The sequence below is a fragment of the Bifidobacterium sp. ESL0728 genome (assembly GCF_029392015.1).
In the GTDB taxonomy this organism is placed as follows: domain Bacteria; phylum Actinomycetota; class Actinomycetes; order Actinomycetales; family Bifidobacteriaceae; genus Bifidobacterium.
In genome coordinates this window covers 2348209-2372389 of the sequence record NZ_CP113925.1, presented here as the reverse complement: position 1 = coordinate 2372389, position 24181 = coordinate 2348209, and the positions used below count along the sequence as shown (strand labels likewise).

Genomic DNA, 24181 nt, shown 5'->3' with positions numbered 1-24181 from the left:
GTGGTCTGCGCTTTCATATCGACGGGATTCTGGCCGAAATTCTTCAGTTTCAGGTTCGGCGCACGTTGGATAACAAAAAGGTCGGTCGATACAAAACCGGAATCGGCGGAAAACGGCCATTCCTGATTTCGTATCGACCGACCTTTTGGTCGGATGAAGCTTTAGAGCTCCGGAGCGATCATCACCTTGACCTGGCTCTTGTCGGTGGCCAAGCCCTTGATGCCTTCAACGGCGTCGTCGAGGCTGACCTTCTTGGTGATGACCGGCTTGAACTGGTCCTGATGGGCGTTGATGATGCCGAGCACGGTGTCGAAGCTGTTCTGGTAGCACAGCGTGGTGTAGATATCGATGCCCTGCATGATCACGTCGTCGGTGAAGTTGACGGTCACCGGCTTGCCGAACAGCGCGACGATCTGGATCTTGCCGGTGCGACGGGTGACCTTGAGCGCGGTGTCGAACGTGGGCTGCACGCCGGCGCACTCGAAGGTGATGTCCACGCCGTTGGGATAGTCGGCGCGGATGACCGCGTTGACATCCTGCTTGGCGGGGTTGAGCACATCGGTGAAGCCGAGTTCGCGGGCCTTGGCCAGGCGCACTTCGGAGACGTCGGAGATGTAGACGCGGTTCGCGCCGGCGATGCGGGCGAGCAACGCGGTGGTCAGGCCGATCGGGCCTGCACCCATCACCGCGACGGTGTCGCCTTCGCGCAGGCCGCACTTCTTGATGCCTTCGTACGAGACGGAGACCGGTTCGCAGAGCGCTCCGAGATCGTAATCCATGCCTTCGGGCAGTTTGTGGGCGAAAACGTCATCGATGTTGGCGTATTCGGCCATGCCTCCGTCTTGAGAGAATCCCAAGAAGTTGCCGGCGCCGTCTTCGGCCACCACGTTGTTGCAGAAGTTATAGTTGCCGGCGCGGCAGTTCTCGCACTTGCCGCAGGCCAGCAGCGGCTCGACGGCAATGCCGTCCCCTACTTTGAGATCGGTGACGGCGCTGCCGACCTTGACGACTTCGCCGGAGAATTCGTGTCCGAGCGTGATCGGGACGGTCTTGCCGGTCAGTGGGTGCGGATGGGTGGGCAGGCCCCAGCCTTCGGAGTAGGCATGGAGGTCGGAGCCACAGATGCCGCAGAACTTCACCTTGATCTGCACCTGATCCGGCTTCGGATCGGCAATGTCGACATTTTCGACGCGTACATCATTTTCACCGTAAATTCGAACAGCTTTCATAGTTATTCCTTTTCTTTACGGAGGCCTTGTTGCCTTCGTCACATTTTTATTATACAAAATAGTATTACTTAGTTCGAATAATAAGACGTTAACGTTAACAAAACAACGTTGGCAATGAATTAAAGCATGATTCGGGAGTCTGGACAGGGAAGGATAGGAAAGGATAGGGAGAAGAGGGATGGCTGGTAGACAGGAAAAGACCGGGAAGCAATGCGGAACATTATCAAATTCCGTACTGCTTCCCGGTCTTCTGCGTTGCCGGATTAGAAATCCTGATCTTTGTCGATAAGGGCTTTCGCCCTACCGGACTTGCGTCGAATTACGGGATCAGGAGTCCCAACCCATTGTCGTCAGAACTGCTCCTTGCGGCGGCGCATGGTGATCGCCGAAGCGCCTGCAATCGCAAGCAGAGCGGTGACGGCGACGCCGAGGACGGCGCTACCGGTCTTGCCCAGCTGCCCCGGGCCGCTCTTGGCGCCGTTGTTCCCGTTGTTGTTTTTGTTGGCACCCGCTGCGTTGCCAGCGGCTCCGCCAATGGCGCTCCACTTGGCGTGCAGGGTGATGTCGCCGGTGATAGGGGTGGAGGGATCGAAGTCGACGAGATGGCCGTGGCCATCATCGATCTGCCATCCATCGAAGTGCTCGCCAGGCTTGGTGGGCTTCTTGCTGTTGTCAATGGTACCGCCTGGCGTTACGGTCTGGTCAGGCAGCGGGCTGCCGCCGTTGGTGTCGAAGTGCACGGTGTCCTGGTCCTGATGCGTTTTCCACTTGGCGTGCAGCGTGGTGTTGCCGGTGATCGGGGTGTTGAAATCGAAATCGGAGTGGTGGCCGCTGCCGTCAATCGTCTCCCAACCGTTGAAGTCATATCCCGGCTTGGTCGGCTGGGTCGGCTTCGTGGCGTGGTCGTTGTAGGCCAGACCAGACTGATCGGGTACGGAGCTGCCGCCGTTGGAATCGAAGTGCACCGTATAATGGTCGGCCTTCCACTTGGCGTAGATGGTCGTATCGTGCGTGATGGCCGAGTTCATGTTGAAATCGGTAGTGCCGTTGGCATCTGTTGCCCAGCCTTGGAACGTGAATCCGGGGCGGGTCGGCAGCGGGTTGGGTTCAGTGGCCTTGTGGTGGTCCTGGACTTCCTGTTTCGATGTGTTGAATTGGCCGCCTCCAATACTGAAGGAGCCTCCGTTGCCGTCAAACGTCACGTTCCAGTTGTCGGTTTCCTTGGGCTGGTTGATGGTCCCGGTGTAGATGAAGGTCTTGCCGTTGAGGGTGAAGGACTGGTAGAGGATCAAAGAGAGACCCGTGGTATGCGTGGTCAGGCCGGTCCAGGTGACCTTGCCGGTGGAATTGTCGAACGTATGGGAAGTACCCGGATCGTAATTGATAGGCATGATCCAGTGGCCATCGACACCCTTGGCAACGTTTAGGCTTCCTGTGGTTGCGCCCTTGGGCAGCGGGGTCGGTATGTAGAGCTGCTCGTTCTGGGCCGAGAAGGTGGTGAGGTTGCTGAGCCCCGCCAACGGTGTGAGATCCATGATGTGGTTCTGGTCGACGTTGAGGTCGCTGAGCAGGGTAAGTCCGCTGAGCGGTGCCAGGGTGTCGGCGGTGTTGTGGCGCAGGCTCAGGAATGTCAGGTTGTGTAGCCCGGAAAGGGGAGTGAGGTCGGAGATGGTGTTTTCATCCAAGGTCAGTGAATTTAGCTCGGTCAGGCCGCTTAGCTGACTGATGGTGTCGATCCGGTTGCCGGTTACATCGAGGCTCTGCAAATGGGGCAGATGCTGGATTCCTTCAAGGCTGGTGATTTTCGTCGATGCGTCGTCCAGTGAGTTGTGGGTCAGGCTGGTGATCGCGTTCTGGTCGGCGGTGGTAAATGTGTCTGTCGCGCTTTTGCCGACTTTTTGTGCCACCGTGCTTGCGAGGTTCGCATCCGGGAAGCAGCTGCTGATGCTGCTGGTGCCCGGGGTGCAGGTGCGTGGTTCGATGGCCTGTGCGCTTGACGGCACCAGCATGGCCATGGATGCAATAGCTGCTGCTACTAGGGTCAGCAGCTTGCCTCCTTGCGGAGCTGTTCGAGAGTGCCGTAATAATAATGTATCCTTGTTCACTGCTATCCTTCTTATCTTCTTGGGCGTTTATACAGCACGCTTTTAAGCGTAAATGTGCATTGTTAGGCATACACGATAATCAGCATAACACATAATATTATTAATTATTATCTTCTGATAATAATTTGAAGGACTGCTTTTATTTATAAAAAACATCGTTCGGTAGTTTGCTGAAAATTTACGACGGATTGGCCAAAGATAAATAGTTTTGTTGTAGCGTCGGATAAAACGCGGCCTGTGGCTGCATACGCAAATTGCCCGACCAAATGCTTGAAGCACGTGGTCGGGCAATTTTGGAAATCTTCAAAGACTGAAGTCTAGAAGTCCCAGTCCTCATCGTCGGTCGCTTCGGCGTTGCCGATGACGTAGGAGGAGCCGGAGCCGGAGAAGAAGTCGTGGTTCTCGTCGGCCGAGGGGGAGAGCGCGGCGATGATCTCGGGGCTCACCTTGGTTTCGGCGGCGCTGAACTTGGCCTCGTAGCCGAGGTTCATCAGCGTCTTGTTGGCGTTGTAGCGCACGAACGCCTGCACGTCGTCGATGAAATCGAAACCTTCGTAGACCTGGTCGGAATACTTGACTTCCAAGTCGTAAAGCTTGTCCAAGAGGTCCATCGTGTACTTCTTGAGCATTTCCTGGTCCGCGGCGGTGCGATGCTCAAGGTGGCGCTGGTACTTGTAGCCGGAATAGTAGCCGTGAATGGCCTTGTCGCGAAGAATCAAGCGAATCATGTCGGCGGTGTTCATCAGCTTGGCACGGCTGGAGAAGTAGAGCGGCAGATAGAAGCCCGCATAGAGCAGCAGGCTGGAGAGCATCACTGCCGCGACCTTGCGCTTGAGCGGGTCTTCGGACTGGTACTGCTCCATGACGATGCGCACGCGTTCCTGCACGAGGTCGTTGCCCACGGCCCAGCGATAGGCTTCGTCGATCTGCTCGGAGGAGCAGAGCGTGGAGAATATAGAGGAGTAGGAGCGGGCGTGCACCGACTGCATGAAGGCGATGTTGGTGTAGATGGCCTGCTCGTGCTCGGTCAGCGCATCGGGGATCTGCACGAGTTCGCCCACGGTGGCCTGCTCGGTGTCGAGCGTGGTGAGGCCGGTGAAGACGCGCACGGTGGTCAGCCGCTCGTGCTCGGTCAGGCTGCGCCAGGAAGGGATGTCGTTGGAAAGCGGCACCTTCTCGGGCAGCCAGAAGTTGGCGATGAGGCGGTTCCAGACCTCGAGGTCCTTGTCGTCCTGAATGTTGTTCCAGTTGACGGGGCGGATGCGCATGGAGTTCGGGTCCGCGCCCTTCGCGAAGGCCGTCGACCACTGCGGGGGTGTCAGCGAATCGGCCATCATCTTGTCATCGGCGAGTTTGACCTCGTTTGTCATGGGTGTTCCTTCTTTTATGGCGTTCTGGTACTTCAAGTTTCACAGGTACTCGCTTTGCGCTTGGGCCAGCTGCTCGCGAATACGTTCCGGAGGGTTTATTCTCCCGTATTCCGTTGACATAGAGCGGTTGGTCGTCGACACCGGCAACACTACATCTAGTGGTCAGGCAATGCAATACCGCTATATATAGTAATCCGTCGGTTGCAGCTTCGCTTTGCGGCACGCGGGGCGAAGGTGTGAAGTAGCTAACACGGATTTGTCATCCGACCGTCGCCCAGGGAGCCGAACGACGAGCATGCGGCACCTGCCCGGACTGGCCCGAATGGTGCCAGGGGCATATTTCACTATGCGAACTGATGATGCGCTCGCCGGATTGAATGAAGTACGTTAAGGGCCAGAGCGGGGGATCGAAAAATACGCGGTATAGCTAGCGCTATCAATGCGATTTGACATGTTTCGTTTAATGAATCCAGGAATGAAGGGCGAATAATGGCGAGTATCAAGGAACGTATTTTCCGCAAAGAGGATCCCAGCGTCTATGAACAGAAAGACGCCCATCTGGTTCGGACCTTGCGTGTGCGAGACTTTTTGGCCCTTGGCCTGGGAACCATCGTTTCCACGGCTATTTTCACCCTGCCCGGAACGGTGGCGGCCCAACATGCGGGCCCGGCGGTGGTGCTCTCCTTCATAGCCGCCGGTGTGGTCGCCGGTCTGGTGGCGTTCGCCTATGCCGAAATGGCCTCGGCGATGCCGTTCGCCGGCTCGGCGTATTCCTGGATCAACGTCGTGTTCGGCGAATTCTTCGGTTGGATTGCAGGCTGGGCGCTGCTGGCGGAGTATTTCATCGCCGTGGCCTTCGTCGGTTCGGGGTTATCGGCCAATTTCCGTGGTCTGATTGAGCCTTTGGGATTGACATTGCCGAAGGCGCTCGCCAATCCGTTTGGAACCGACGGAGGAATCATCGATCTGGTCTCCGTGATCGCCATTCTCGCCGTGGCGTTCCTGCTCTCTCGGGGAGCCAACCAAACCAGCCGGGTCGAGAACATTCTGGTCGTTTTGAAAGTCCTGGCCGTCCTGCTGTTCATCGTGGTGGGGTGCACGGCGATCAAACCGCAAAATTACGTCCCGTTTATTCCCAAGTACCATCCCAATCCCGATGGGTCGGCTTTCGGCGGCTGGCAGGGTATCTATGCCGGCGTCTCGATGATTTTCCTGTCATATATCGGCTTTGATTCCATTGCCTCAAATTCCGCCGAGGCCAAGGACCCCGCCAAGACGATGCCCAGGGGAATTTTGGGCTCCTTGGTTATCGCCGTCATCTTGTTCGCGGCCGTGTCGTTGGTCTTGGTCGGCATGTTCCACTATCCGCTCTATGCCAACAACGCCGAACCGGTGGGCTGGGCCTTGCGTAAGAGCGGCCATGGGGTGATCGCCGCAATCGTCCAGGCGGTGGCCTGCATAGGTATGTTCACCGCATTGATCGGTATGATGATGGCTGGTTCCCGCCTGCTCTATTCCTTCGGACGTGACGGTCTGCTTCCTCGCTGGCTGGGCAAGATCAACAACAGGCATCTGCCGAACAACGCCTTGCTGGCATTGACGGTTTTCGCCGTGATCATCGGCTCCATCTTCCCGTTCGCGTTCCTGAGCCAGCTGATTTCGGCCGGAACCCTCATCGCCTTCATGTTCGTCTCGCTGGGCATTTACGGCCTGCGCAAGCGCGAAGGCAAGGATATCGCCGAGCCCGGCTTCAAGATGCCGTTCTATCCGGTGATGCCGGCCTTGGCTTTCCTGGGGTCGCTGATCGTATTCCTGGGGTTGAGCAACGACGCGAAGATTTATGCGTTCTGCTGGTTCGTCTTCGGCCTGATTCTGTATTTCTGCTACGGAATAAGACATTCCGCTTTGAACAGCAAGCAGTAAGGAGGAGAAGTTGGATAACAATCAACAGTTACTGGCTCAGGAAAATGAGGTCCTGTCTCCTGCGGTGCGTATCCAATATTTCGATATCGTCATCCAAAAGGCCAAAGGTGCCCTGTTGACCGATGCCGATGGCAATGACTATATCGATCTGCTGGCCAGCGCGTCGGCCACCAATACCGGCCATTGCCACCCCCACGTCGTGGAGGCGATCCAGAAGCAGGCCGCCGATCTGATCCAGTACACGCCGGCCTATTTCGCCAGCGGTCCTGAGATCGAATTGGCGCAGCGCCTCGCCAAACTGGCGCCGATGAGCGGGCCGGTCAAGGTGGCCTGGGGCAATTCCGGTTCGGACGCCAACGATGCGATCATCAAGTATTCCCGCGCCTATACCGGCCGTCAGTATATCGTCAGCTTCACGGGTGCCTACCATGGCTCCACCTATGGCTCGATGTCCATTTCGTCGGTCAGCCTCAATATGAGCCGCAAGATGGCTCCGATGCTGCCGGGAGTGGTGAAGGTGCCGTATCCCGACATCCATGAGCGCCTGCCGCACGAGAGCGAAGACGAGTTCGTCGAGCGCATGATCGCCGCCTTCAAGCTGCCTTTCGAGACCTATCTGCCGGCCGAGGAAGTGGCCGCGATCGTCATCGAGCCGATTCAGGGCGACGGCGGCATCGTCAAGGCGCCGCAAAAGTATATGGACTTCCTCTGGCAATTCGCCCATGAGCACGGCATCGTGATCGCGATTGACGAGGTCAACCAGGGCATGGGGCGCACCGGCAAATGGTGGTCCATTGAGAACTTCGGCCTCGAGCCTGACCTGATGACCGTCGGCAAGTCCATTGCCTCCGGCCTGCCGCTGAGCGCGATCATCGGACGCGCGGAAATCATGGATTCCTTGGGTTCCCCGGCCGTCACCTATACCACGGCGGGCAATCCGGTCACCACGGCTGCGGCCAACGCCACGTTGGACGTCATGGAGCAGGAGCATTTGGTCGAGCGTTCGGCGAAGCTGGGACCGGAAGTCAAGGCCTACTTCGAGAAAAAGCGTGAGCAGTACGATTTCATCGGCGACATTCGCTTCTACGGTCTCGACGGCGGCATCGACATCATCGACCCCAAGACCGGAAAGGGCGATCAGGAGGCCACCACCAAGCTGATTTATCGCATGTATCAATTGGGTGTCATCATCATCAGCCTTCGCGGCTACATCCTGCGCTTCCAGCCGCCGCTGGTCATCACCGAAGATCAGCTGCAGCGGGCATTCAAGGCCTTCGACCAGGCTTTGGCCGAGCTGGCTGCGGGTAAGTTGAGTCTGCCCGAAGATGCCGGCAAGATCGGCTGGTAGATGAGTTAATTGAAGTCAAGTCAGACGGACCGTTGGCCTTGGGTGGCCAACAGTCCGTCTCTTGTTGTGGGCTGTTTCGTAAAGCGGCGATGATGCCGCTCTGGAGCGGGCAAACGTTCGGTCACAGATGTCTATCGTTTGACACTCGATTTGCAAAATATCCTCCCGTAGTACATAATAATAATAAGTAATAAAAAATATCGGTTTGTATTTTTGGGAATGAGAAGAAATGGCTACTGACAAGAAGTTGGTCAAGCTGCTTGGCTCGATCGTTACTTTCGCGATGTTATGCGGTACTATCGGTGTTTCCGCCAATGCGAGCGACTTGAATGAAAACGAAACCTCGCAGGGTTCCTCCGCCCAACAGAATGGCGCGAAAACGAATGATCAAGGTGAGGCCGTCAAGAATGGTGGACTGGCAACCGATAAGGGTGACGGTGTGGCCAAAGCCAAGCCACAAATGGAATCCCAAAACGGCAATGGTTTGAAAAGCACGTCGACCAAGGGAGCTGCGAGCGTGCCGGCGCCGCAGGCCCAGGCCACGGCACAGAACAAGACCGATCGGCCCCAGATTGCAGTCCAAGGTGGAACTTCTCAGGTAGGGAACAACGCAGCCAACGCAAGTTCGTTGTTTGGCCAGAAGCCCACGATCCCGACCGTCGCTTTTACCAAGGGTGCGGGCAAGGCGTTCACGTTCGTGATGACGGACGGTTCTCGACTCGATTTCCAGGATAACGGCAGCTATACGTATCGCGCTTCCGACGGCAATCAGACCTCGGTCGCCTCTAAAGGAATGGATAATTATGGGGGGTATTCATACCCGGATGGTTCGCCTGTCTACTCTGTGACCTTTGATTCGACCTCGCTGCCGACGGTTTCGTTTTCCTCCAATATAGGACTTGTCAAATCGGTCAGTGTGTATGCGCCGAATATGTACAACATTGTGCGCAACGACCAATGGTCCGAAACCGTCAGCACGAGCAAGTGGGGAGATGCCGCTGTTACCAGAAACATGATTTCCCTAACCAACGATTCTGCGGGAAATGTCTCTTATTTCTACAATATCGGTGCCGGAACGCTGGGGGCTCCCAGCGAAGCCCCTTGGTTTTACAGTAACAGCCGAGACCATGCGACGCCGGACGGCAGCAAAATCAACTTCGCTGACCCGGAGCATACGGTTCTTCCCGTCAATAGCAAGGCGTTGTTCGCCAATTTCACAACGCCGGGTCTGTTCGATTCCGACCAGATGGGCAAGCTCGACACCAGCAACGTGATGAACATGAGCAAGATGTTCTATGGAAGTCTGATTGCCGGCACCGCTTTCATCAAAAATTGGGACACCTCGAAGGTGACTGATATGAGCGAAATGTTCGCCGAGACGCCTGTTGCCGAAATCAGCGCGCTTTCGCATTGGAACCTTTCCCAAGTGACGAACATGAAGCGTATGTTCTATGATGCTCGCGGTCTGAAGAGCATTGGCGGCGCGAAGAACCTCAAGCTTGAGCGTCTGAAGAACATGTCTGAAATGTTCGCGTTGGACGGCGACCTCAAAGATGTGAGCGTCATGGGCACCTGGGACACCTCGCATGTCATTTCGATGCAGGGTCTTTTCCACGGCGCGGAAGGATATGCGGGTGAGTCGCCGTCCACGGAATCCTTGAGCGAGCTGACGGGCGTCGACAATATACACATGGACGCCGTCACGGATGCCAGCGAAATGTTCGCCTACAATCAGGACCTGAAATCAATCGGCGGCATCGGCAAGCTGCAGGTTTCGAATGTAAAAAGCATCTCTTCCATGTTCTGTGACGATTGGGCGTTGTCTGAACTCGATCTGCACGCTTGGAACACGAAGAACATCGGGGACATGTCCTACGTCTTCGCCATGGATATTCCTGTTTACCATGGCAACGGCATGACCGGTTCAGAAAAGAATATGAGCAGCCAGCTTGCTTCCATTGATCTTTCCGGATGGGATATGTCTTCGGCGTATACTCTGAACACCATGTTCAGCGGTTGCTCCAGACTTACCGAAATCAAAGGCATTTCTGCGTGGAAGACCGATTCGGTACAGTCCATTGGTTCCATGTTCAAGAATTGCTATAAGCTCCCAACGCTTGATCTTTCAAGTTGGAACATTTCGAGCATGTCGGATATGAGTTCCGCATTCCAGAACTTCGGCAAGGATGCGGGCAGCGTCGAGCTTGACTCGTTGAAGGATTGGGATTTCGCCGGTCGGTCGGTTGACGTGGACCATATGTTTGACGGCTGCGCCGCCGAGACCCTGCCTGTCGCCGGTTGGAGCATGGGTGGCGTTTTTGGCACACAAAATATGTTCAGCAACATGCCCAACCTCAAGACGTTGGATGTCTCGAAATGGGATACCGGTAGCAATGGGTATATGAATAGAATGTTCCTGAACGACCCGAAGCTCGAGTCTCTGGATCTCAGCAATTGGAATACCGGCAATCTTTTCGAAGCGACCGATATGTTCAGCGGTGATTCCGTGCTGACGAGCGTCGGCAGCATGGCTCACAAGTCCGGCAGCTCGGTATGGGATACTTCCAATGTCTCAAATGTCATAAACATGTTCAAGGATTGCCCGAAGCTCATGTCATTGAACCTGAGCGGCTGGGACTTGTCCAATGTGCATTCGGATTATCAGCATGAAGTGCACGATGGCGGCGGCAGCACCAACCATTACGACTATGGCATCGACAACATGTTCTCCGGCGACTCCGCGCTAGAAAGCCTTGATCTCTCGGGCTGGAATATCAAACAGGTGACCACGACAAACAATCTGTTTGCAGGGACCTCAAGCCTCAAACACCTGAATCTTTCCGGATGGGATGCCAGCGCGGTCAAGAACTTTAGCGGCACATTCACCGGCGCGGGCGTGCCTGGCGGCATGAAGCTGGATCTTTCCAACTGGAAGGTCAACAGCGATGTCAGCATCGAGCTGCCGTTGCGTGACAGCAATGTGGCCGCGCTCGACCTCACCGGTTGGGACACCACGGCGAATACCGGCTTCCAGCCGCGCTTCTCGGCCAAGCTGCGCCAGTTGACCGTCGGACCGAAGACCGAGCTGCGTCCGGAGTACTTCGTCAGCGGCGTTGAGCCCGGGAGCGCTACCCGCAGTTTCAGCCAATACACCGGGCAGTGGGTCGAGGCCAGCGCCAAGCCCAATGCCAAGCAGACGTGCGTCGCCTCCGATGGTTCAAGCTATACCGCTCAGAACGAGGCTTGGACGAGCTGCGGCAGGGCGGCCGGAATCGGTGCCACCGAGGCCATGATGGCACGGGCCAATACCAACAAGTACGAGGCCACTTACGTTTGGGAGCAAGCGGCTCTGGTGCATTTCGCCGGCCTTGACGCCACCAAGCCCAAGGCTCCGTATGACGACAGCGCCATGGCTCCGAAGACGCTGTATGGCGCCGACTCCGAAGACCCGATTAAGGTCGACGGTTCCGAGGACCCCGTCAGTGTGCACGGCTTGTCGTTCACGTCGCCTCAGGCGTTGACAGACAACAACCACACCAATGTCGGCTGGCTGCGCGATGGCGATTCGACTTCTGATATCAGTGCCCCGAGCACGCAGATGTGGGTACCTGGCGGCGAGCAGGTGGTGCGCGCCATGTGGACAAGTAATCCGAGCAGCCCCGGCAATTCCGGAAACTCCGGCAACTCCGGAAACTCCGGCAACTCCGGCAACTCCGGCAACTCTGGAAACTCTGGAAACTCTGGAAACTCGGGTAATTCCGGAAACTCCGGCAACTCGGGTAATTCCGGAAACTCCGGCAACTCGGGCAACTCGGGCAACTCGGGAAATTCCGGCAACTCCGGCAACTCGGGCAACTCGGGCAACTCGGGCAACTCGGGCAACTCGGGCAATTCCGGTAACTCCGGCAATTCGGGCAACTCCGGCAACTCCGGCAACACAGGTAGTGCAGGCAACCCCGGAACGTCCGGTAATCCGGCGAATGCGGGCAATTCCGGTGCCGGGAATGGTACGGGCAACGGCAACGGGAATGGCAACGGGAATGGCAACGTTGGTGGCAATTCCAGATTGCCTTCGGCTTCTGCTCTCGCAGGTCAGGCTCCCGCCGCTCCGGTGACTCGCTTCGGTGCCGGCGCTCAGCGGATGCTGGCAGGAATCGCGGGTGTGCCGCAGATTGTGGCTCCTCAAGGTGTTCAAGGCAATCCGCAGAACGGCAATACCAATGGAAGCAACGGTAGCCAAAGCAAGCCGAAGAAGAAGCCGGTATGCGTGCCTCGCAGCCAGGTCGGTGGCGCGGCGTATGTGATCGATGCAGCCGGCTATGTGGTGCCGACCGTGCAATACTGCGAGGACGATACCACTGCTTCGGCTGCGACTGGCATGCAGGCGCATCCCGCCTTCCCGTGGTGGGTAATCCTGCTGGCTGTGCTGGCGGTGCTTGCCTACTATGCCGCCACGGGCACGAACCGAAACAATCTTGTCTACGCGCAGCACCGTAGCGACGAGATAAGTGGTCGCTGATCATCGATTAAAAGCGGATAGTTGAGGGTCACAGGTTCGGTAATCTGTGACCCTCAACTTGTGACCCTCGTCTTTCGTTCATACTCTATTGCGCGGCTATCTAACATTCCCGCAAATTGTAAGGTAGAACTCCCGAAAGTCGTACTGTAGGACTTCAGAAAATCGAACGGTAGAACTCCTGCAAATCATACAGTAGGACTCCTGCAAATCGAACTGCAGAACTCCTGCAAATCGAACTGCAGAACTTCTGCAAATCGTACAATAAAGTTGCCGCAAATCGTATCGTAGGATTTAGGTATGGCAGCCTTTTTCGATGGTTTCTGTATGAGCTGCGGGACTGAATGCATCTATGAATTGCGCTCGTCGCCAGTTACGTGCTGACGACGAGCCCAATTATCTGTTGAGTTCAGTTATTGCTTATTGCTGATGTTTACTCCAGCCCGATGCTCTTGATGTCGTGGACCGTGAGCTTGTCGACGGCGAGGACGCCGGATTCGGCGGAAAGCTTGACCGCACGCTTGCCCTCGGAGGGGTAGCTGTAGGAGCTCAGCACGTGCAGGCCGTCATTGATGTAGACCTCGACGGAGCCGCGATCGACGTAAACGTGCAGCTTGAGCTGGTCGGCGTTCAGTTCGGTGTCGGTGAGCTTGGCCGCGCGGTAGCCACGGTCGCCGCGGGCCGCAGCCTGGCGGTCGACGACCACGGTGCCGGCCTGCGCGTCGTAAGCGACGTAGGTGTAGGAACCGTCGGGAGTCGCGTGGACCTTGAGGCCCGCGCGCTCGGCGGTCGTGTTTTTCAGGTTGATGTTGAGCTCGATTTCCACGGCTTCGGCGTCCTCATCGACGAGCGCCTCTTCGTTGGCCTCGATGGGGCGGGCGACGTGGTCGAAGGTGTTGATGCGCAGCTTCTCGATTTCAGGAACCGGCACGGTATGCAGATCGCCGTCCTCACCGAGGAAGCATTCGCGCGGCAAAGTCATCTGGCCGCACCAGCCGTCGGACTGCATCGGGGCGCTTTCGGAAAACGGGCTCATCCAGCCGTACATGATGCGCCGGCCGTCGGCTTCGAAGGACTGGGGAGCGTAATAATTCGCGCCGCAATCAAGCAGACGGAACTCGGTTTCCGGCTTGAAGGCCTCGCCCGGCTTCCAGGTGCCGATCATGTAGCCGGCGTTGTTTTCGTTGCGGTTCATGTAGCCCTTGGCCTTCGAGCCCATGGCGGAGAAGACGATGACCCACTTGGTGTTGCCGTCCTTGTCCTTCAGCGGGAAGAAGTCGGGGCACTCAAGCATGAAGACGTCCGGGTCCGGGTCGTCGTAGAGCACGTTTTGGAATTCCCAATGAATCATGTCGTTGGAGGTATAGGCCCAGATCTGGCCGCGATGGTCGGCGGTGGAGACGCCGTGGATCAGGTGCCAGACACCGTCCTGCTTCCAGACCTTCGGGTCGCGGAAGTGGGAATCGACGCGTTCGCGCGGGCAGTCGATGACCATGCCAAGCTTGTCGAGCTTGGTGGCCTCGTCGTCCTCGGCCTCGGCGAGCATCTGGACCTGCCACTGGCCGTCCGTGTCGTCCTTGCCGTTGTTCCAGCGATGGCCGGTGTAATAAAACTTGAGCTTGCCGTTGTCGTCGATCACGGCCGAGCCGGAGAAGACGCCGTCCTTTTCCTGTTCAAGGCTTGGAGCCATGGCGATGGGTTCGCGGCGCCAGGAAACCATGTCGGCGCTGGAGACGTGGCCCCAGTGCATCGGGCCCCACTGTGTGCCGTAGGGATGAAGCTGGTAGTAGACGTGCCAACGGCCCTTGTAATAGCACAGGCCGTTCGGGTCATTGATCCAGCCGCCGTTCGAGGCGATGTGGTACTTCGGGTACCAGCGGTCGTCGCGCTCGAGGGCGAGCGTTTCGACGCCGGCTTCGGCCTTGGCGAGTTCCTCGTCGTGGTCGCGAATCGGGGTGTAAACGGGAGATTCAGTAGTCATCATTGATGCCTTTCTCGTAACTATCATATAGTGATTGTTCTTTATTCGCATAAGGCCCCCACGCCTGAATTGATGGGTGCGGAGGCCTTATGACGTTATGGAATTTTCAAGGAAAGCGCCGTGCGGAGGTAAATGGGCACGGCGCCGATTTGGCAATCAGGCCGGGAGCTGGTCGTTGGCGGCTTCAGCCTGGATGGCCTCGCCTTGCGCTTCGGCCTTCTTGCGGTCCTTGATGCGGATGAACGGGTCGCCGCCCACCTGTTGGTCATCCCTCTTAATCACGAAGAATCCGTAAATCAAAGCAAGAAGGACGATGCCGGAGATGACGAAGAAGGTCGGACGGGCGCCGAGGCGGTCGCGAAGCAGGCCGAGCGGGTTCGACATGATGACCTGGCCCAGCTGGGAGGCAATCTGGAAGCCGACCATATATAGTGTCGCCGATAGTTTCGTATCGTAATGCAACGTGAAGTAACGGAAGGCCGGAAGGCTGAAGAGCGGGGTCTCGATGGCGTGGAACATCTTGACCACGGAGATCATCACCGGGTCATGGAAGACGCCGCACAAGCCGATACGCAGGAACATCACCACAGCCCCGAGCAGCAGGGAGTTGCGCACGCCGATATGGTCCATGATCACCGGGACGACGCCCATCATTGCGGATTCGCAGAACACTTCTGCCGCGTTCAGGACGGAGTACCAGTTGTTGCCTTCGGCGGTGGTGTGGAAGAGGCTGGTGTAGTAGTTCGGGAACATCTGCTGGTCGAAGACCGTGTAGAAAGTGTTGGTGAAGAACATGAAGACGATCAGTGCCCACAGCGAGCCCATGCCGAGCACGGAGACCATTTCCTTGACGGTCGGGTTGGTGCGCGGTGCGTTCGGATCGGCTTCTTTCTTGAGCTCTTCCTTCTGTTCTGCCGGGCGCCAGAAGGCGTAGATGCAGATCATGCCGAGGCCGAAGAGCGAGCCGAGCCAGAAGTTCAGGCGCATGTCGATGTTGAAAAGCGGGCCGGCAATGAGGGCGACGACCGCGTAGCCGAAGGAGCCCCAGGCGCGGGACTGGCCGTATTCGAAGCCGAAGTGGCGGCTATAGCGTTCGGTCAGCGCTTCGAAGAGGGAGCAGCCGGCCATGAAGCCTGCGGAGAGAACGACGGAACCGATGAAAACGCCGATCATGCGTGTGGTGCCGCCGGCCTTGAGCATAGGAGTGTAGATGAACTGGGCGAACGGGCCGACGCAGGCCGCGATGCAGGAGACTACGACGACCAGGCGGCGCTTGATGCCGAGGTTGTCTTGCAGAACGCCGTAGACGAACATGATGACCAGCGTTACCGCCGAGTTGATGGAGTAGATAGTGCCTTGTTGCTGGGCGGTCATCCCTAGGCCCTTGGTCGGGTCGGTAAGCCACCTGGAGAAGAAGGACCACCAGATGCCCCACGCGCAGAAGAACATAAAGATACCGGTTGAGCTCTCGAGATACGAGGGGTTCCGGTACGTCTTGGCGCCTTTGATTGCCATTTCGTCACCTTTCTTTTCGGCATCGCTGCCGCGCGATACCCTTCTTACTTCCGTTCTTGCCGATTTCTGCGGCATTGCCATAAGCAAGAAACATACGAAAAATATATGACGAGAATCGATTCACGTCAAACTGTAAAACGTTTCCGGCGTTTTCAGATAGATAAAATTTATCTGTTTAGATATTTTTGCTATGAACGTCCTATATTGCCATATATCGGATGTAAAAGTCGGACGTCGGCGTATGCCCAATAGTCTTGGGGAATGAGGTATGCGCAATCTGTCTGGTGGTTTGCATGATGCTTTTTGTCGGAAAGCGGCCGGACCGGTTTCCGATTGTCGGTTTGCCGACGTGCTCATAGGAGCAGGACGGGTGTAAGCCTGAATGCAAAAACGAGCGCGAACTTGCCTTTTGCGTGCTTGGACAGGCTCGTCTGCGCAGGCCGACGGGTTGTTTACGCGTGACCTATCGATGCGTGGATGACTCTAACCATGCATTTCCGCGTTGCGAAGTGGATACGGGAGTACTTTTCAGTGCTTGCCGACTACCGAACCGCGCTCGAGCAGCGTGCAGCGAATGCGTACAGGGCTCGGCGCGTCGAGCGGCGGGATTGCGGCGACGGTTTTCTTGCTTTTGCCCGGGCCCAAGTTTTGGCCTTCGATCATCGAAATCAGCTTGCGAGCGCCCCAATAGCCCATTTCGTAATGGGGCAGCGCGATGGTGGTCGGCTGTGGCTCGAACGTTTCCTTGATGATGCGGTTGTTGTCGATGCCGACCACGGAAATGTCGCGGCCGACCTCAAGGCCGCGCTGGGCGGCGCATTGGTAGACGTACCAGGTGCGGGCGTCGTTGAAGCAGAAGAAGGCGTCGGGGTGCTTTTTGTCGAAAAGCTCTGAGACGGCCTTGAGGCCGCCTTCGTTTTTGTCGATGCCGACGTTGAGCTCGGGGTCGATGGGTCGGCCGGCGTTTTTCAGCGCCTTTTCGTAGCCGCGCATGCGTAGGGGTTCGGCGAGGAGGTTTTCGCTGCAGCCGACGTAGGCGATGCGCTTGGCGCCGGATTTGATGAGATAAGTGGTGGCGTCATAACCCATGGCCACTTCGTCCGGGACGATGTAGGGAACGCTGCTGTCGGTGGATGTGGCGTCGATGAGGACGGTGTGCTCGTCGGATAGCGACGAGGGGATATCCGAAATTCTGTCATACATCTTGGCATAGAGGTAGCCGTCCACGCCGTATCGCTTGAGCGCGGCGATTTCACTGGCTTCGTTGCCGTTGCCGTCGGTGTTGACCAGAAGCATCATGTAACCCAGCTCGCTGGCGGCGTCCTGTGCGCCCAAAATCATCTCACCGGCGTAGGGGGTGGTGGCGATTTCCTCGCTGATGAAACCGATGGTGTGCGTGCGGCTGGTACGCAGCGAGCGGGCGAGGGGATTGGGTCGGTAGCCCATTTTCCTGGCGGTTTCGCGGATATGTTCGGCAAGTTCCTTCTTGACGTGCCCGTCCTCGCGATGATTCAGCGCCATCGAGACGGCGGTCACCGACGCCCCGGCCTTCTTGGCTACCTCTTTGATTGTGGTCATGATTTGTATAATAACTGCCGCCCGTGATTCGGCAGTGGACTTTTTCACCGCTGCCGAGTGATTGGTGATGAATGCGAATCGTGCATTGAGGATTTTGCTGATAATGGTCAAATCGCGCAGGGATTGTGCAATGACTGTTGTCGGACTTTTTGCAAAGGCGTCATGGATATATGATGAAAAAAGATGAATGTTGATAATATGGAAAATTAACTCGAATAAAAAGATGCAAAAAACTGTAAAAACTCTGAAAATCATTGTCGTCACTTTGGTGGCGTTGTTACTCGTTCCTATACTCTCGACCACGTTTACGCCGGATTGGGCAATCGCGAATACTGCGGACGCAGGTAAGGTTGTTCCCGTCGCCAGCGGCGAAAACGGCGATCAGAATGCTTCCAGTGTGCTCGACACCTTGCCGCTCAAGGGGCGCGCACCGAAAACCGGGTACAAGCGTGCACAATTCGGGCGTGCCTGGGCCGACGTGGACCGCAACGGCTGCGACACCCGCAACGACATTTTGGGGCGCGACTTGAAAGACAAGAAATTCAGACCGCGCACCCGCGATTGCAAGGTGATGTCCGGCACGCTCGATGACCCGTATACGGGTAATACCATTTACTTCAAGCAAGGCAAGAAAACGTCGCAGAAGGTGCAGATCGACCACGTCGTCGCGCTTTCCAACGCCTGGCAGACCGGGGCGCAGAAGCTCAGCGCCGAGCGGCGCGAACAGATGGCGAACGATCCGTACAACCTGCTGGCCGTTGACGGAAAGGCGAACCAACAGAAAAGCGACGGCGATGCCGCCACGTGGCTGCCGAAGAACAAGTCGTATCGCTGCTCCTACGTTTCGCGGCAGATCGGAGTGAAGGCCAAGTACGATCTGTGGGTCACCAAGGCTGAAAAGGCCGCGATGCAGCGCGTGCTGACTTCCTGCCCGGCGCAGACCGTGCCGGCCGACGACGGGCCGTTTGCTCAGAATGGAGCAGGGGTTCAAAGTAGCGCGCCAGCTAGCGGAGCTGCCGAAGGCTCGGGAAATTCAGGTCAGTCGAATAACGGGAATGCCGGTAACGTCGGTTCGCCCCAACCTGTTCCCGCCCCTGCTCCTGCCGCACCTGCCGTTCCGCAAGGTGGCGGCGATGTCTACTACCAAAACTGTGCTGCCGTCCGCGCCGCCGGCAAGGCCCCGATCTATGCCGGCCAGCCTGGCTATCGTGCCGCTTTGGATCGCGACCATGACGGAGTCGGCTGCGAGTGACGGTCGACAGCTGTGGGTGACGGCTGGCGGCTGTGCGAATGACGGTCGACGGCTGACGGCTGCGAGTGACGGGGGTTGGAAAGTCGGAGCTGATTGTCGGCAATATTAACCAGAACGTAAAAGGTTTAAAGTAATATTGTATAAATAATCTATTTATGTAGCAATATTACGCTGTCAATTCTTTATGTGAGATTATATACATCTTCAAAAAACGTTGATATATCAACGATTTAAACGTTTGCTAAACCTGTTTTACAACTGTATAATTTCTTACGTCAATTCGGTTCCAGTGTTGGGGCAGAAACGATAAGATAGCGATGTTCGGGCAATTTGCTTCAATGCTTTTGCGAGCGATTGATTGTTTGTGCCTACGCCATCTCATCAATAAGAAAGGAACAGCTATGAAAGCCGTTATGTTCGAAGCGTACAAGACATTCCCAGCGTTGAGGGAGGTCGACAAGCCTACCCCTGGCCCGGGTGAGGTACTGCTCAAGGTTGCCGGCGCTGGCTGCTGCCATTCCGACGTTTCCGTATTCCGCGATTACGACCCCGAGACCGGCAGCCAGACCAAGCCGCCGTTCATTCTCGGCCATGAGACCTCCGGCTGGGTCGAAGAGGTCGGCCCCGGCGTCACCGGTTTCAACAAGGGCGATGCCTACCTGGTTTACGGCCCCACCGGCTGCGGCCACTGCAAGCGCTGCGTCGCCGGCGAAGAGAACTATTGCGAGAACATGGCCACCAACACCTCGCTGGCCATCGGCCTTGGCCGTGACGGCGGCATGGCCGAGTATTTGGCCGTCCCCGCGCGCAACCTCGTGCCGCTGGGCGACGCTGATCCGATCGCCGCAGCCCCGCTTGCCGACGCCGCGCTGACCCCGTACCACGCCATCAAGGCCGCCATGCCGCATCTTCAGGGTGGCGGCAAGTACGCGCTCGTCATCGGCCTCGGCGGCCTGGGCCAGATCGCCATCCAGATCCTGAAGGCCATCACCGGCGCCACCATCATCGCCACCGATATGAAGCCCGAAGCCATGGCCAAGGCCAAGGAGAAGGGCGCCATCGTCGTCAAGGGCGATGAGCATGAGGTCGAGAACATTCGCAAGATCACTGGTGGCCGCGGCGTTGACGCAGCCTTCGATTTCGTGGGCATCGCGCCGACCATCGCTGCCGCGCAGGCCGCTTCCGCCATCGATTCGCGCGTGACCATCGTCGGCATCGCCGGCGGCAAGGCTTCCTATGACTGGTACACCAACCCGTGGCAGCAGGAGCTCACCAGCGTCTACTGGGGCTCCATGCCCGAGCTGCACGAGGTCGCCGCGCTCTATCGCGAGGGCCTGATCACCCCCGAGGTGGAGACCTACTCGATGGACAACGCGCTCGACGCCTACCACAAGCTGGTCGACGGCAAGCTCTCCAAGCGCGCCGTGGTAGTCCCTCACATGGGTGAGTGAGCGGTAGTTCTATCGTCGCTAAGCGGGCGGCGAGGTGTTCTAACGAGCGCCTCGCCGCCCGCTTTTTGTGAACGTAATTAGGCTTTTATGATTTGTTTAGCAACCATGCCGCTTCGATTCAATACGCCTTGAATGAGCAATGTTGATAGTGCGGGGCGGGTTCGATATATTAGGTTATAGCGTTATTGATAGTTTTTCTTGATTGTGGGGAGTCGATATGGTTTGGTCTTGGATGCATCTGGTTGTCGGAGTGGTGCTGATCGTCGCGGTGGCCGTGGGGCTGCTCGGGCCGGCGAGGATGACGAAGATCTGGGCGATGATTGCCCGCGTTTGCTACATCCTCATTATTCTGAGCGGCGTTTTTCTGATCGTGCACGCCTGGCCGCATATCACCGTGCTGCTGGTGGTCAAGATCATCCTTGCGATTGCGCTGATTGCGCTCGCGGAAATCGGCTTCGCCAAGAAAAGCAAGGATACCGCGTCGGCCATGGCCATTTGGCTGCCGATCGTGCTGGTCATCGTGGTCATGGTGGTCGGCCTCGTGGTCTCCCACGGCTTCCCGCTCGTTCTGCTGTAGTAAGTAGGAATTCCGACAGCAATGACCGGATAAATTCCGGAAAATTCGGATGAATTTTGTAAAGGCGAAACGTCACTGGTTGGCGTTTCGCCTTTTCTGTTGTTGTTTTATACCAAGTTTTGCGACGGATTTGGTGAAAATCCATTCAAAAATCATCATAGTGGCACGTTTTCTCGTCTAATCTAGTGAAGGAATCGCTACGAAGCGGTTGCCGGAAGGTTTCGGAGAAACGGGAGAAGAATCATGCGTGTTTGGCGTTGGTTGCATATTATTTCGGCGGTGGTGGCGATGGTCGCGATGACCATCGGCGTGCTCGGGCCGCAGAATATGGTCGAAACTTGGGCTACCGTGGCGCGCGTCTGCTATATCGTGCTCATTGTGAGCGCAGTCCCCACGATTCCGCACGCTTGGCGCGCGAATTGGCCGATGGCCATCGTCAAAATCGTTGCGGCGATTGGGCTTATCGGCATGTGCGAAGTCGCGTTCGTGCATCGACTTCACGGTGCCGCCCCGTTGCAGACGCTCTGGATGCCGCTGCTTTTCGGCATCGCCGTTTTCGTGCTCGGCCTGTGGCTCGCGCGCGGTAAGCATCGCGGAAAGCAACCGGTGACGCGGTGAGAAAGTGACTGTTGACGCAACAAAACGTTAATTGATTGGGTTGGGCGGTCGCAGCGCGTTTTGCTCGTCATCTCCGTGCACAGGCAGCCCCCCATTGATGTCCGAAAAGTGCGTTTTAGTGCTGGCAGGAGTCTCTTTTTTGACGGTAGCGTTGAGAAAGTGCACTTTGGCATTTCTAAGAGTGCCTTTCCGACACTAGAACCAGGCGGAACGGATAGAAAGTGCTTTGTGCTGAATGCGAAGCTGTATCGGCGACACGCAAAACCTGATACGCAAATCGAGAAGTAACTGTATAATGAAGTTTTGTTGCCCCTCTGGCTCAATGGTTAGAGCAGCGTCCTTTTAAGTCGTGGGTTGTGGGTTCGAGTCCCACGGGGGGCACGAGCAAGGTATCGTCGTTCGGCGATGCCTTTTTCGTTTTGTCTTGGTAGCTGTGCCGAGCGGATGATTGCCGGTGCAGATGCAGACCCATAACCCTCGATGATCTGAAAAATCAGCGGCCTGACGATTCGACGTGCAAAACGGTGCGGGCCCACAAGTCGATGAGGGCATCGTTGTTGACGCGCTCGCACAGGTCAATGGTGACGGGAGCGGAGAGATTGGCACTGTCGTCCTGCTTGCCGGCGTAATCCTTCGCATTCTTGGCGAGCAAAAGTTTCCCGTTTCCGGCGATGCGCACTTGCGTCTGCTGTGAGGTGACAATCTCGGGATTCGAAAGCGCGGCCACGGCCACAAGATCGTGAATCCACATGCCGTTCACCGGACGGGTGGCGTCGCTGAATTCGAGCCAAGGCCCAAGCCAGTTGCGGATGTCGGATTTCCATGGAGCCTGCCGAGGGTCGGTTTCGGCCATGATCTCGTCGAATCGCGCCTGAGAAAGGTGCGTGGTGCGCGTGACGTCCAACGGCGCCAGCGTCAACGGAATCCCCGCTTCAAGAACGATGCGTGCGGCCTGCGGATCGACCGCGAAATTCGTGTCGACCAGGTCATCGAAGCCCAGTGCGCCCCCCATCGCGTAGATATGCGCAATCTGCGAGGCCGCTTCCGGCTCTTCGCGGATCACCCGTGCCACGTTGGTCAGTGGGCCGATGGCAATGAGATTGATAGGTTTCCGGGCGCTTAAAATATCAGCAGCCAAATCGTGCGTTGTGGCGGCAGCGGGAGCAGGAACGGAAGTAGCAGCGGAAGCGGCAGCACCAGCGGCGGCGGCAGCCGGAACGGGAACAGAAGCAGCAGCACCAGCGGCGGCGGCAACGGGAGCTTGGCCTGTAGTCTTTTCTGATGCGCCCGGCGTCCCGGTTTCCAGCCATTGTGCGGGAGCGTGGGGGTCGTTGGCCATGTGCTCGCGGTTTTCGATCCAGCGCTGCCGTTCACCGTTGAGAGGCGCGTCGCTGCCTTGACGAACGATGATTGCCGGTTCCCGCAGGCTTTGCAAAAGTGCTTTCGCGCTCGCGTAGCCCATCGGTGAGGGGATATTGCCGAAAACTGTCCAGATTGCGTGCAAGTCAAGGCTTTTGGATTTGGCCGCAAACGCAATGGCAATCGCATCGTCAACGTTCGCACCCGGTACGCCGTTGCCCGGATCGCAGTCGATGATGATGGCTTGTTGCTTGTTCATATACATTCCTAATAGATTTCGATTAATAAATTTCGATTTTAATGATTGACGGGGCCGGGCTGTTCGCAGCCGCAGCTATGGCGTCGTACCAGCAGAGGAGTGACCGGGATGGTGTTGCCGGCGCTGGTTTTTTGGCCGAGCAGCTCCTGGATGATCTTCATCGCCAACATAGTGGAGGGGAGCTGGACCGAAGTCAGCGAGGGGACAAGGTATCGTGCCTCATCGGTGGCGTTCATGGTGGCCACGGCGATGTCGTCCGGCACCGTTCGCCCCAGCTCGGTGAGGCCGGCAAGAAGTCCGATTGCCTGTAATGCGTTTGTAGTGAACACGGCATCCATGTCGTCGTCCAGCAGGGACGCCGCCTTGAACCCGCCTTCGCGCGAATATGGCGTCACGATTTCCTGCCCCGGCTCAAGGTCTGCCTTGCTCAGCGCGTCTTTCCAGCCACGCAGGCGCTCGCGTGAATTGAGACGGGTGGTGGGGCCTGTCACGATGGCGATATTGTGCCGGTGATGGCCTGCGAGATGTTCAGTGGCCATATAGGCCTGCTGGTATTCGTCGATGGTGACCCGGATTCTCGGTCCGTCTTGCGTGGGAGCCGGGTCTGCGGTTTCCGGCTGGTTGAGCAATATAGCGGTTCTTGGAAAATGCTGTATTGCCTTGAGCGGCAAGGGCTGGTCGACCCCGTACCAGACCAATCCGGCCACTTGCTGACGCTGGAAGGCCTCAAGCAGCTCCACTTCATGCTGTGCGTTGTCTTCCGCGTCCCCCAATAGCAAAGTCTTGCCGTTAAGCAGGCATTCGTGGCCGAGCGCTCTGGCAAATTGCGCCAAAAAAGGATTGGTCATATCGGGAACGAGCAAAGCGAACATGTCGCTGTCGCCGCTTGCCAATGATTGCGCGACGGTGTTGGGGCGATAGCCGGTTTCCCGAATCGCCCGCAGCACCTTCTCTCGCGTGGCTTTTGAGACAGGGCGGGGGCCGTTGTTGATGACATAGCTGACAACGGCCGTAGATGTGCCGGCTTTCCTGGCCACGTCATCGCGGGTCGGACGCCTGCCCTGTCTTGTCATACAATCGCTCTTTTACTTCATATAAGG

At 57.1% G+C, this 24181-nt stretch carries 15 protein-coding genes and 1 tRNA gene; 8 read left to right on the top strand and 8 right to left on the bottom strand.

Annotated features, from left to right (window positions below):
• Nucleotides 1-161 precede the first annotated feature (161 nt).
• The 3 genes from OZX67_RS08905 to nrdF all read right to left on the bottom strand — a co-directional run bounded on the left by OZX67_RS08905 (nt 162) and on the right by nrdF (nt 4704).
• Nucleotides 162-1229 carry a 2,3-butanediol dehydrogenase gene (locus OZX67_RS08905; RefSeq protein WP_277142714.1) on the bottom strand — a complete coding sequence of 356 codons (1068 nt, stop codon included), beginning with the start codon at nt 1227-1229 and terminating at the stop codon, nt 162-164.
• A gap of 350 nt (nt 1230-1579) precedes the next feature.
• Nucleotides 1580-3334, bottom strand: a complete 1755-nt coding sequence (locus tag OZX67_RS08900) for an InlB B-repeat-containing protein (RefSeq protein ID WP_277142711.1) — start codon at nt 3332-3334, stop codon at nt 1580-1582.
• A 317-nt stretch (nt 3335-3651) separates the two neighbouring features.
• Complete coding sequence (nrdF, locus tag OZX67_RS08895) at nt 3652-4704, bottom strand: class 1b ribonucleoside-diphosphate reductase subunit beta (RefSeq protein WP_277142710.1); 1053 nt, start codon at nt 4702-4704, stop codon at nt 3652-3654.
• Nucleotides 4705-5193: 489 nt separating this feature from the next.
• Here nrdF and OZX67_RS08890 point away from each other — a divergent pair, with 489 nt between their 5' ends.
• The 3 genes from OZX67_RS08890 (at nt 5194) to OZX67_RS08880 (ending at nt 12494) form a co-directional block, all read left to right on the top strand.
• On the top strand, nt 5194-6627 hold the full coding sequence (locus OZX67_RS08890) for an amino acid permease (protein ID WP_277142708.1): 1434 nt from the start codon (nt 5194-5196) through the stop codon (nt 6625-6627).
• A 10-nt stretch (nt 6628-6637) separates the two neighbouring features.
• The gene (locus OZX67_RS08885; RefSeq protein WP_277142706.1) at nt 6638-7975 is read left to right on the top strand and encodes an aspartate aminotransferase family protein; all 1338 of its coding nucleotides are present in this window, start codon (nt 6638-6640) and stop codon (nt 7973-7975) included.
• Nucleotides 7976-8204: 229 nt separating this feature from the next.
• On the top strand, nt 8205-12494 hold the full coding sequence (locus OZX67_RS08880) for a BspA family leucine-rich repeat surface protein (RefSeq protein WP_277142704.1): 4290 nt from the start codon (nt 8205-8207) through the stop codon (nt 12492-12494).
• A gap of 430 nt (nt 12495-12924) precedes the next feature.
• On the opposite strand, the gene OZX67_RS08875 is transcribed toward OZX67_RS08880, so the two are convergent.
• The 3 genes from OZX67_RS08875 to OZX67_RS08865 form a co-directional block, all read right to left on the bottom strand.
• Nucleotides 12925-14475, bottom strand: a complete 1551-nt coding sequence (locus OZX67_RS08875) for a sucrose-6-phosphate hydrolase (protein WP_277142703.1) — start codon at nt 14473-14475, stop codon at nt 12925-12927.
• Between the two features lie 153 nt (nt 14476-14628).
• A complete protein-coding gene (locus OZX67_RS08870; protein WP_277142701.1) occupies nt 14629-15987 on the bottom strand; it encodes an MFS transporter in 1359 nt (452 codons plus the stop codon).
• A 528-nt stretch (nt 15988-16515) separates the two neighbouring features.
• A complete protein-coding gene (locus tag OZX67_RS08865; protein WP_277142699.1) occupies nt 16516-17565 on the bottom strand; it encodes a LacI family DNA-binding transcriptional regulator in 1050 nt (349 codons plus the stop codon).
• Between the two features lie 223 nt (nt 17566-17788).
• Between OZX67_RS08865 and OZX67_RS08860 the strand changes: the two genes are divergently transcribed.
• The 5 genes from OZX67_RS08860 to OZX67_RS08840 all read left to right on the top strand — a co-directional run bounded on the left by OZX67_RS08860 (nt 17789) and on the right by OZX67_RS08840 (nt 21844).
• Nucleotides 17789-18817 carry a DUF1524 domain-containing protein gene (locus OZX67_RS08860; protein ID WP_277142697.1) on the top strand — a complete coding sequence of 343 codons (1029 nt, stop codon included), beginning with the start codon at nt 17789-17791 and terminating at the stop codon, nt 18815-18817.
• 401 nt (nt 18818-19218) lie between these two features.
• Nucleotides 19219-20268, top strand: coding sequence for an NAD(P)-dependent alcohol dehydrogenase (locus tag OZX67_RS08855; protein WP_277142695.1), 1050 nt, complete (start codon nt 19219-19221; stop codon nt 20266-20268).
• A gap of 217 nt (nt 20269-20485) precedes the next feature.
• Nucleotides 20486-20845, top strand: a complete 360-nt coding sequence (locus OZX67_RS08850) for a DUF1516 family protein (protein ID WP_277142692.1) — start codon at nt 20486-20488, stop codon at nt 20843-20845.
• 243 nt (nt 20846-21088) lie between these two features.
• On the top strand, nt 21089-21463 hold the full coding sequence (locus tag OZX67_RS08845; protein ID WP_277142690.1) for a DUF1516 family protein: 375 nt from the start codon (nt 21089-21091) through the stop codon (nt 21461-21463).
• Between the two features lie 308 nt (nt 21464-21771).
• A tRNA-Lys gene (locus OZX67_RS08840) sits at nt 21772-21844 on the top strand.
• Between the two features lie 112 nt (nt 21845-21956).
• On the opposite strand, the gene OZX67_RS08835 is transcribed toward OZX67_RS08840, so the two are convergent.
• Both OZX67_RS08835 and OZX67_RS08830 read right to left on the bottom strand, forming a co-directional pair.
• Nucleotides 21957-23081 (bottom strand): nucleoside hydrolase, encoded by a 1125-nt coding sequence (locus OZX67_RS08835; RefSeq protein ID WP_277142688.1) that lies wholly within the window; start codon nt 23079-23081, stop codon nt 21957-21959.
• Nucleotides 23082-23119: 38 nt separating this feature from the next.
• Nucleotides 23120-24154, bottom strand: a complete 1035-nt coding sequence (locus tag OZX67_RS08830) for a LacI family DNA-binding transcriptional regulator (RefSeq protein WP_277142686.1) — start codon at nt 24152-24154, stop codon at nt 23120-23122.
• Nucleotides 24155-24181 lie beyond the last annotated feature (27 nt).

Coding starts and splice junctions, on each gene's coding strand:
- OZX67_RS08860 (WP_277142697.1), top strand. CDS start 17,789: ATGCAAAAAACTGTAAAAACTCTGAAAATCATTGTCGTCACTTTGGTG.
- OZX67_RS08880 (WP_277142704.1), top strand. CDS start 8,205: ATGGCTACTGACAAGAAGTTGGTCAAGCTGCTTGGCTCGATCGTTACT.
- OZX67_RS08870 (WP_277142701.1), bottom strand. CDS start 15,987: ATGGCAATCAAAGGCGCCAAGACGTACCGGAACCCCTCGTATCTCGAG.
- OZX67_RS08845 (WP_277142690.1), top strand. CDS start 21,089: ATGCGTGTTTGGCGTTGGTTGCATATTATTTCGGCGGTGGTGGCGATG.
- OZX67_RS08875 (WP_277142703.1), bottom strand. CDS start 14,475: ATGATGACTACTGAATCTCCCGTTTACACCCCGATTCGCGACCACGAC.
- OZX67_RS08835 (WP_277142688.1), bottom strand. CDS start 23,081: ATGAACAAGCAACAAGCCATCATCATCGACTGCGATCCGGGCAACGGC.
- nrdF (WP_277142710.1), bottom strand. CDS start 4,704: ATGACAAACGAGGTCAAACTCGCCGATGACAAGATGATGGCCGATTCG.
- OZX67_RS08830 (WP_277142686.1), bottom strand. CDS start 24,154: ATGACAAGACAGGGCAGGCGTCCGACCCGCGATGACGTGGCCAGGAAA.
- OZX67_RS08850 (WP_277142692.1), top strand. CDS start 20,486: ATGGTTTGGTCTTGGATGCATCTGGTTGTCGGAGTGGTGCTGATCGTC.
- OZX67_RS08890 (WP_277142708.1), top strand. CDS start 5,194: ATGGCGAGTATCAAGGAACGTATTTTCCGCAAAGAGGATCCCAGCGTC.
- OZX67_RS08865 (WP_277142699.1), bottom strand. CDS start 17,565: ATGACCACAATCAAAGAGGTAGCCAAGAAGGCCGGGGCGTCGGTGACC.
- OZX67_RS08855 (WP_277142695.1), top strand. CDS start 19,219: ATGAAAGCCGTTATGTTCGAAGCGTACAAGACATTCCCAGCGTTGAGG.
- OZX67_RS08905 (WP_277142714.1), bottom strand. CDS start 1,229: ATGAAAGCTGTTCGAATTTACGGTGAAAATGATGTACGCGTCGAAAAT.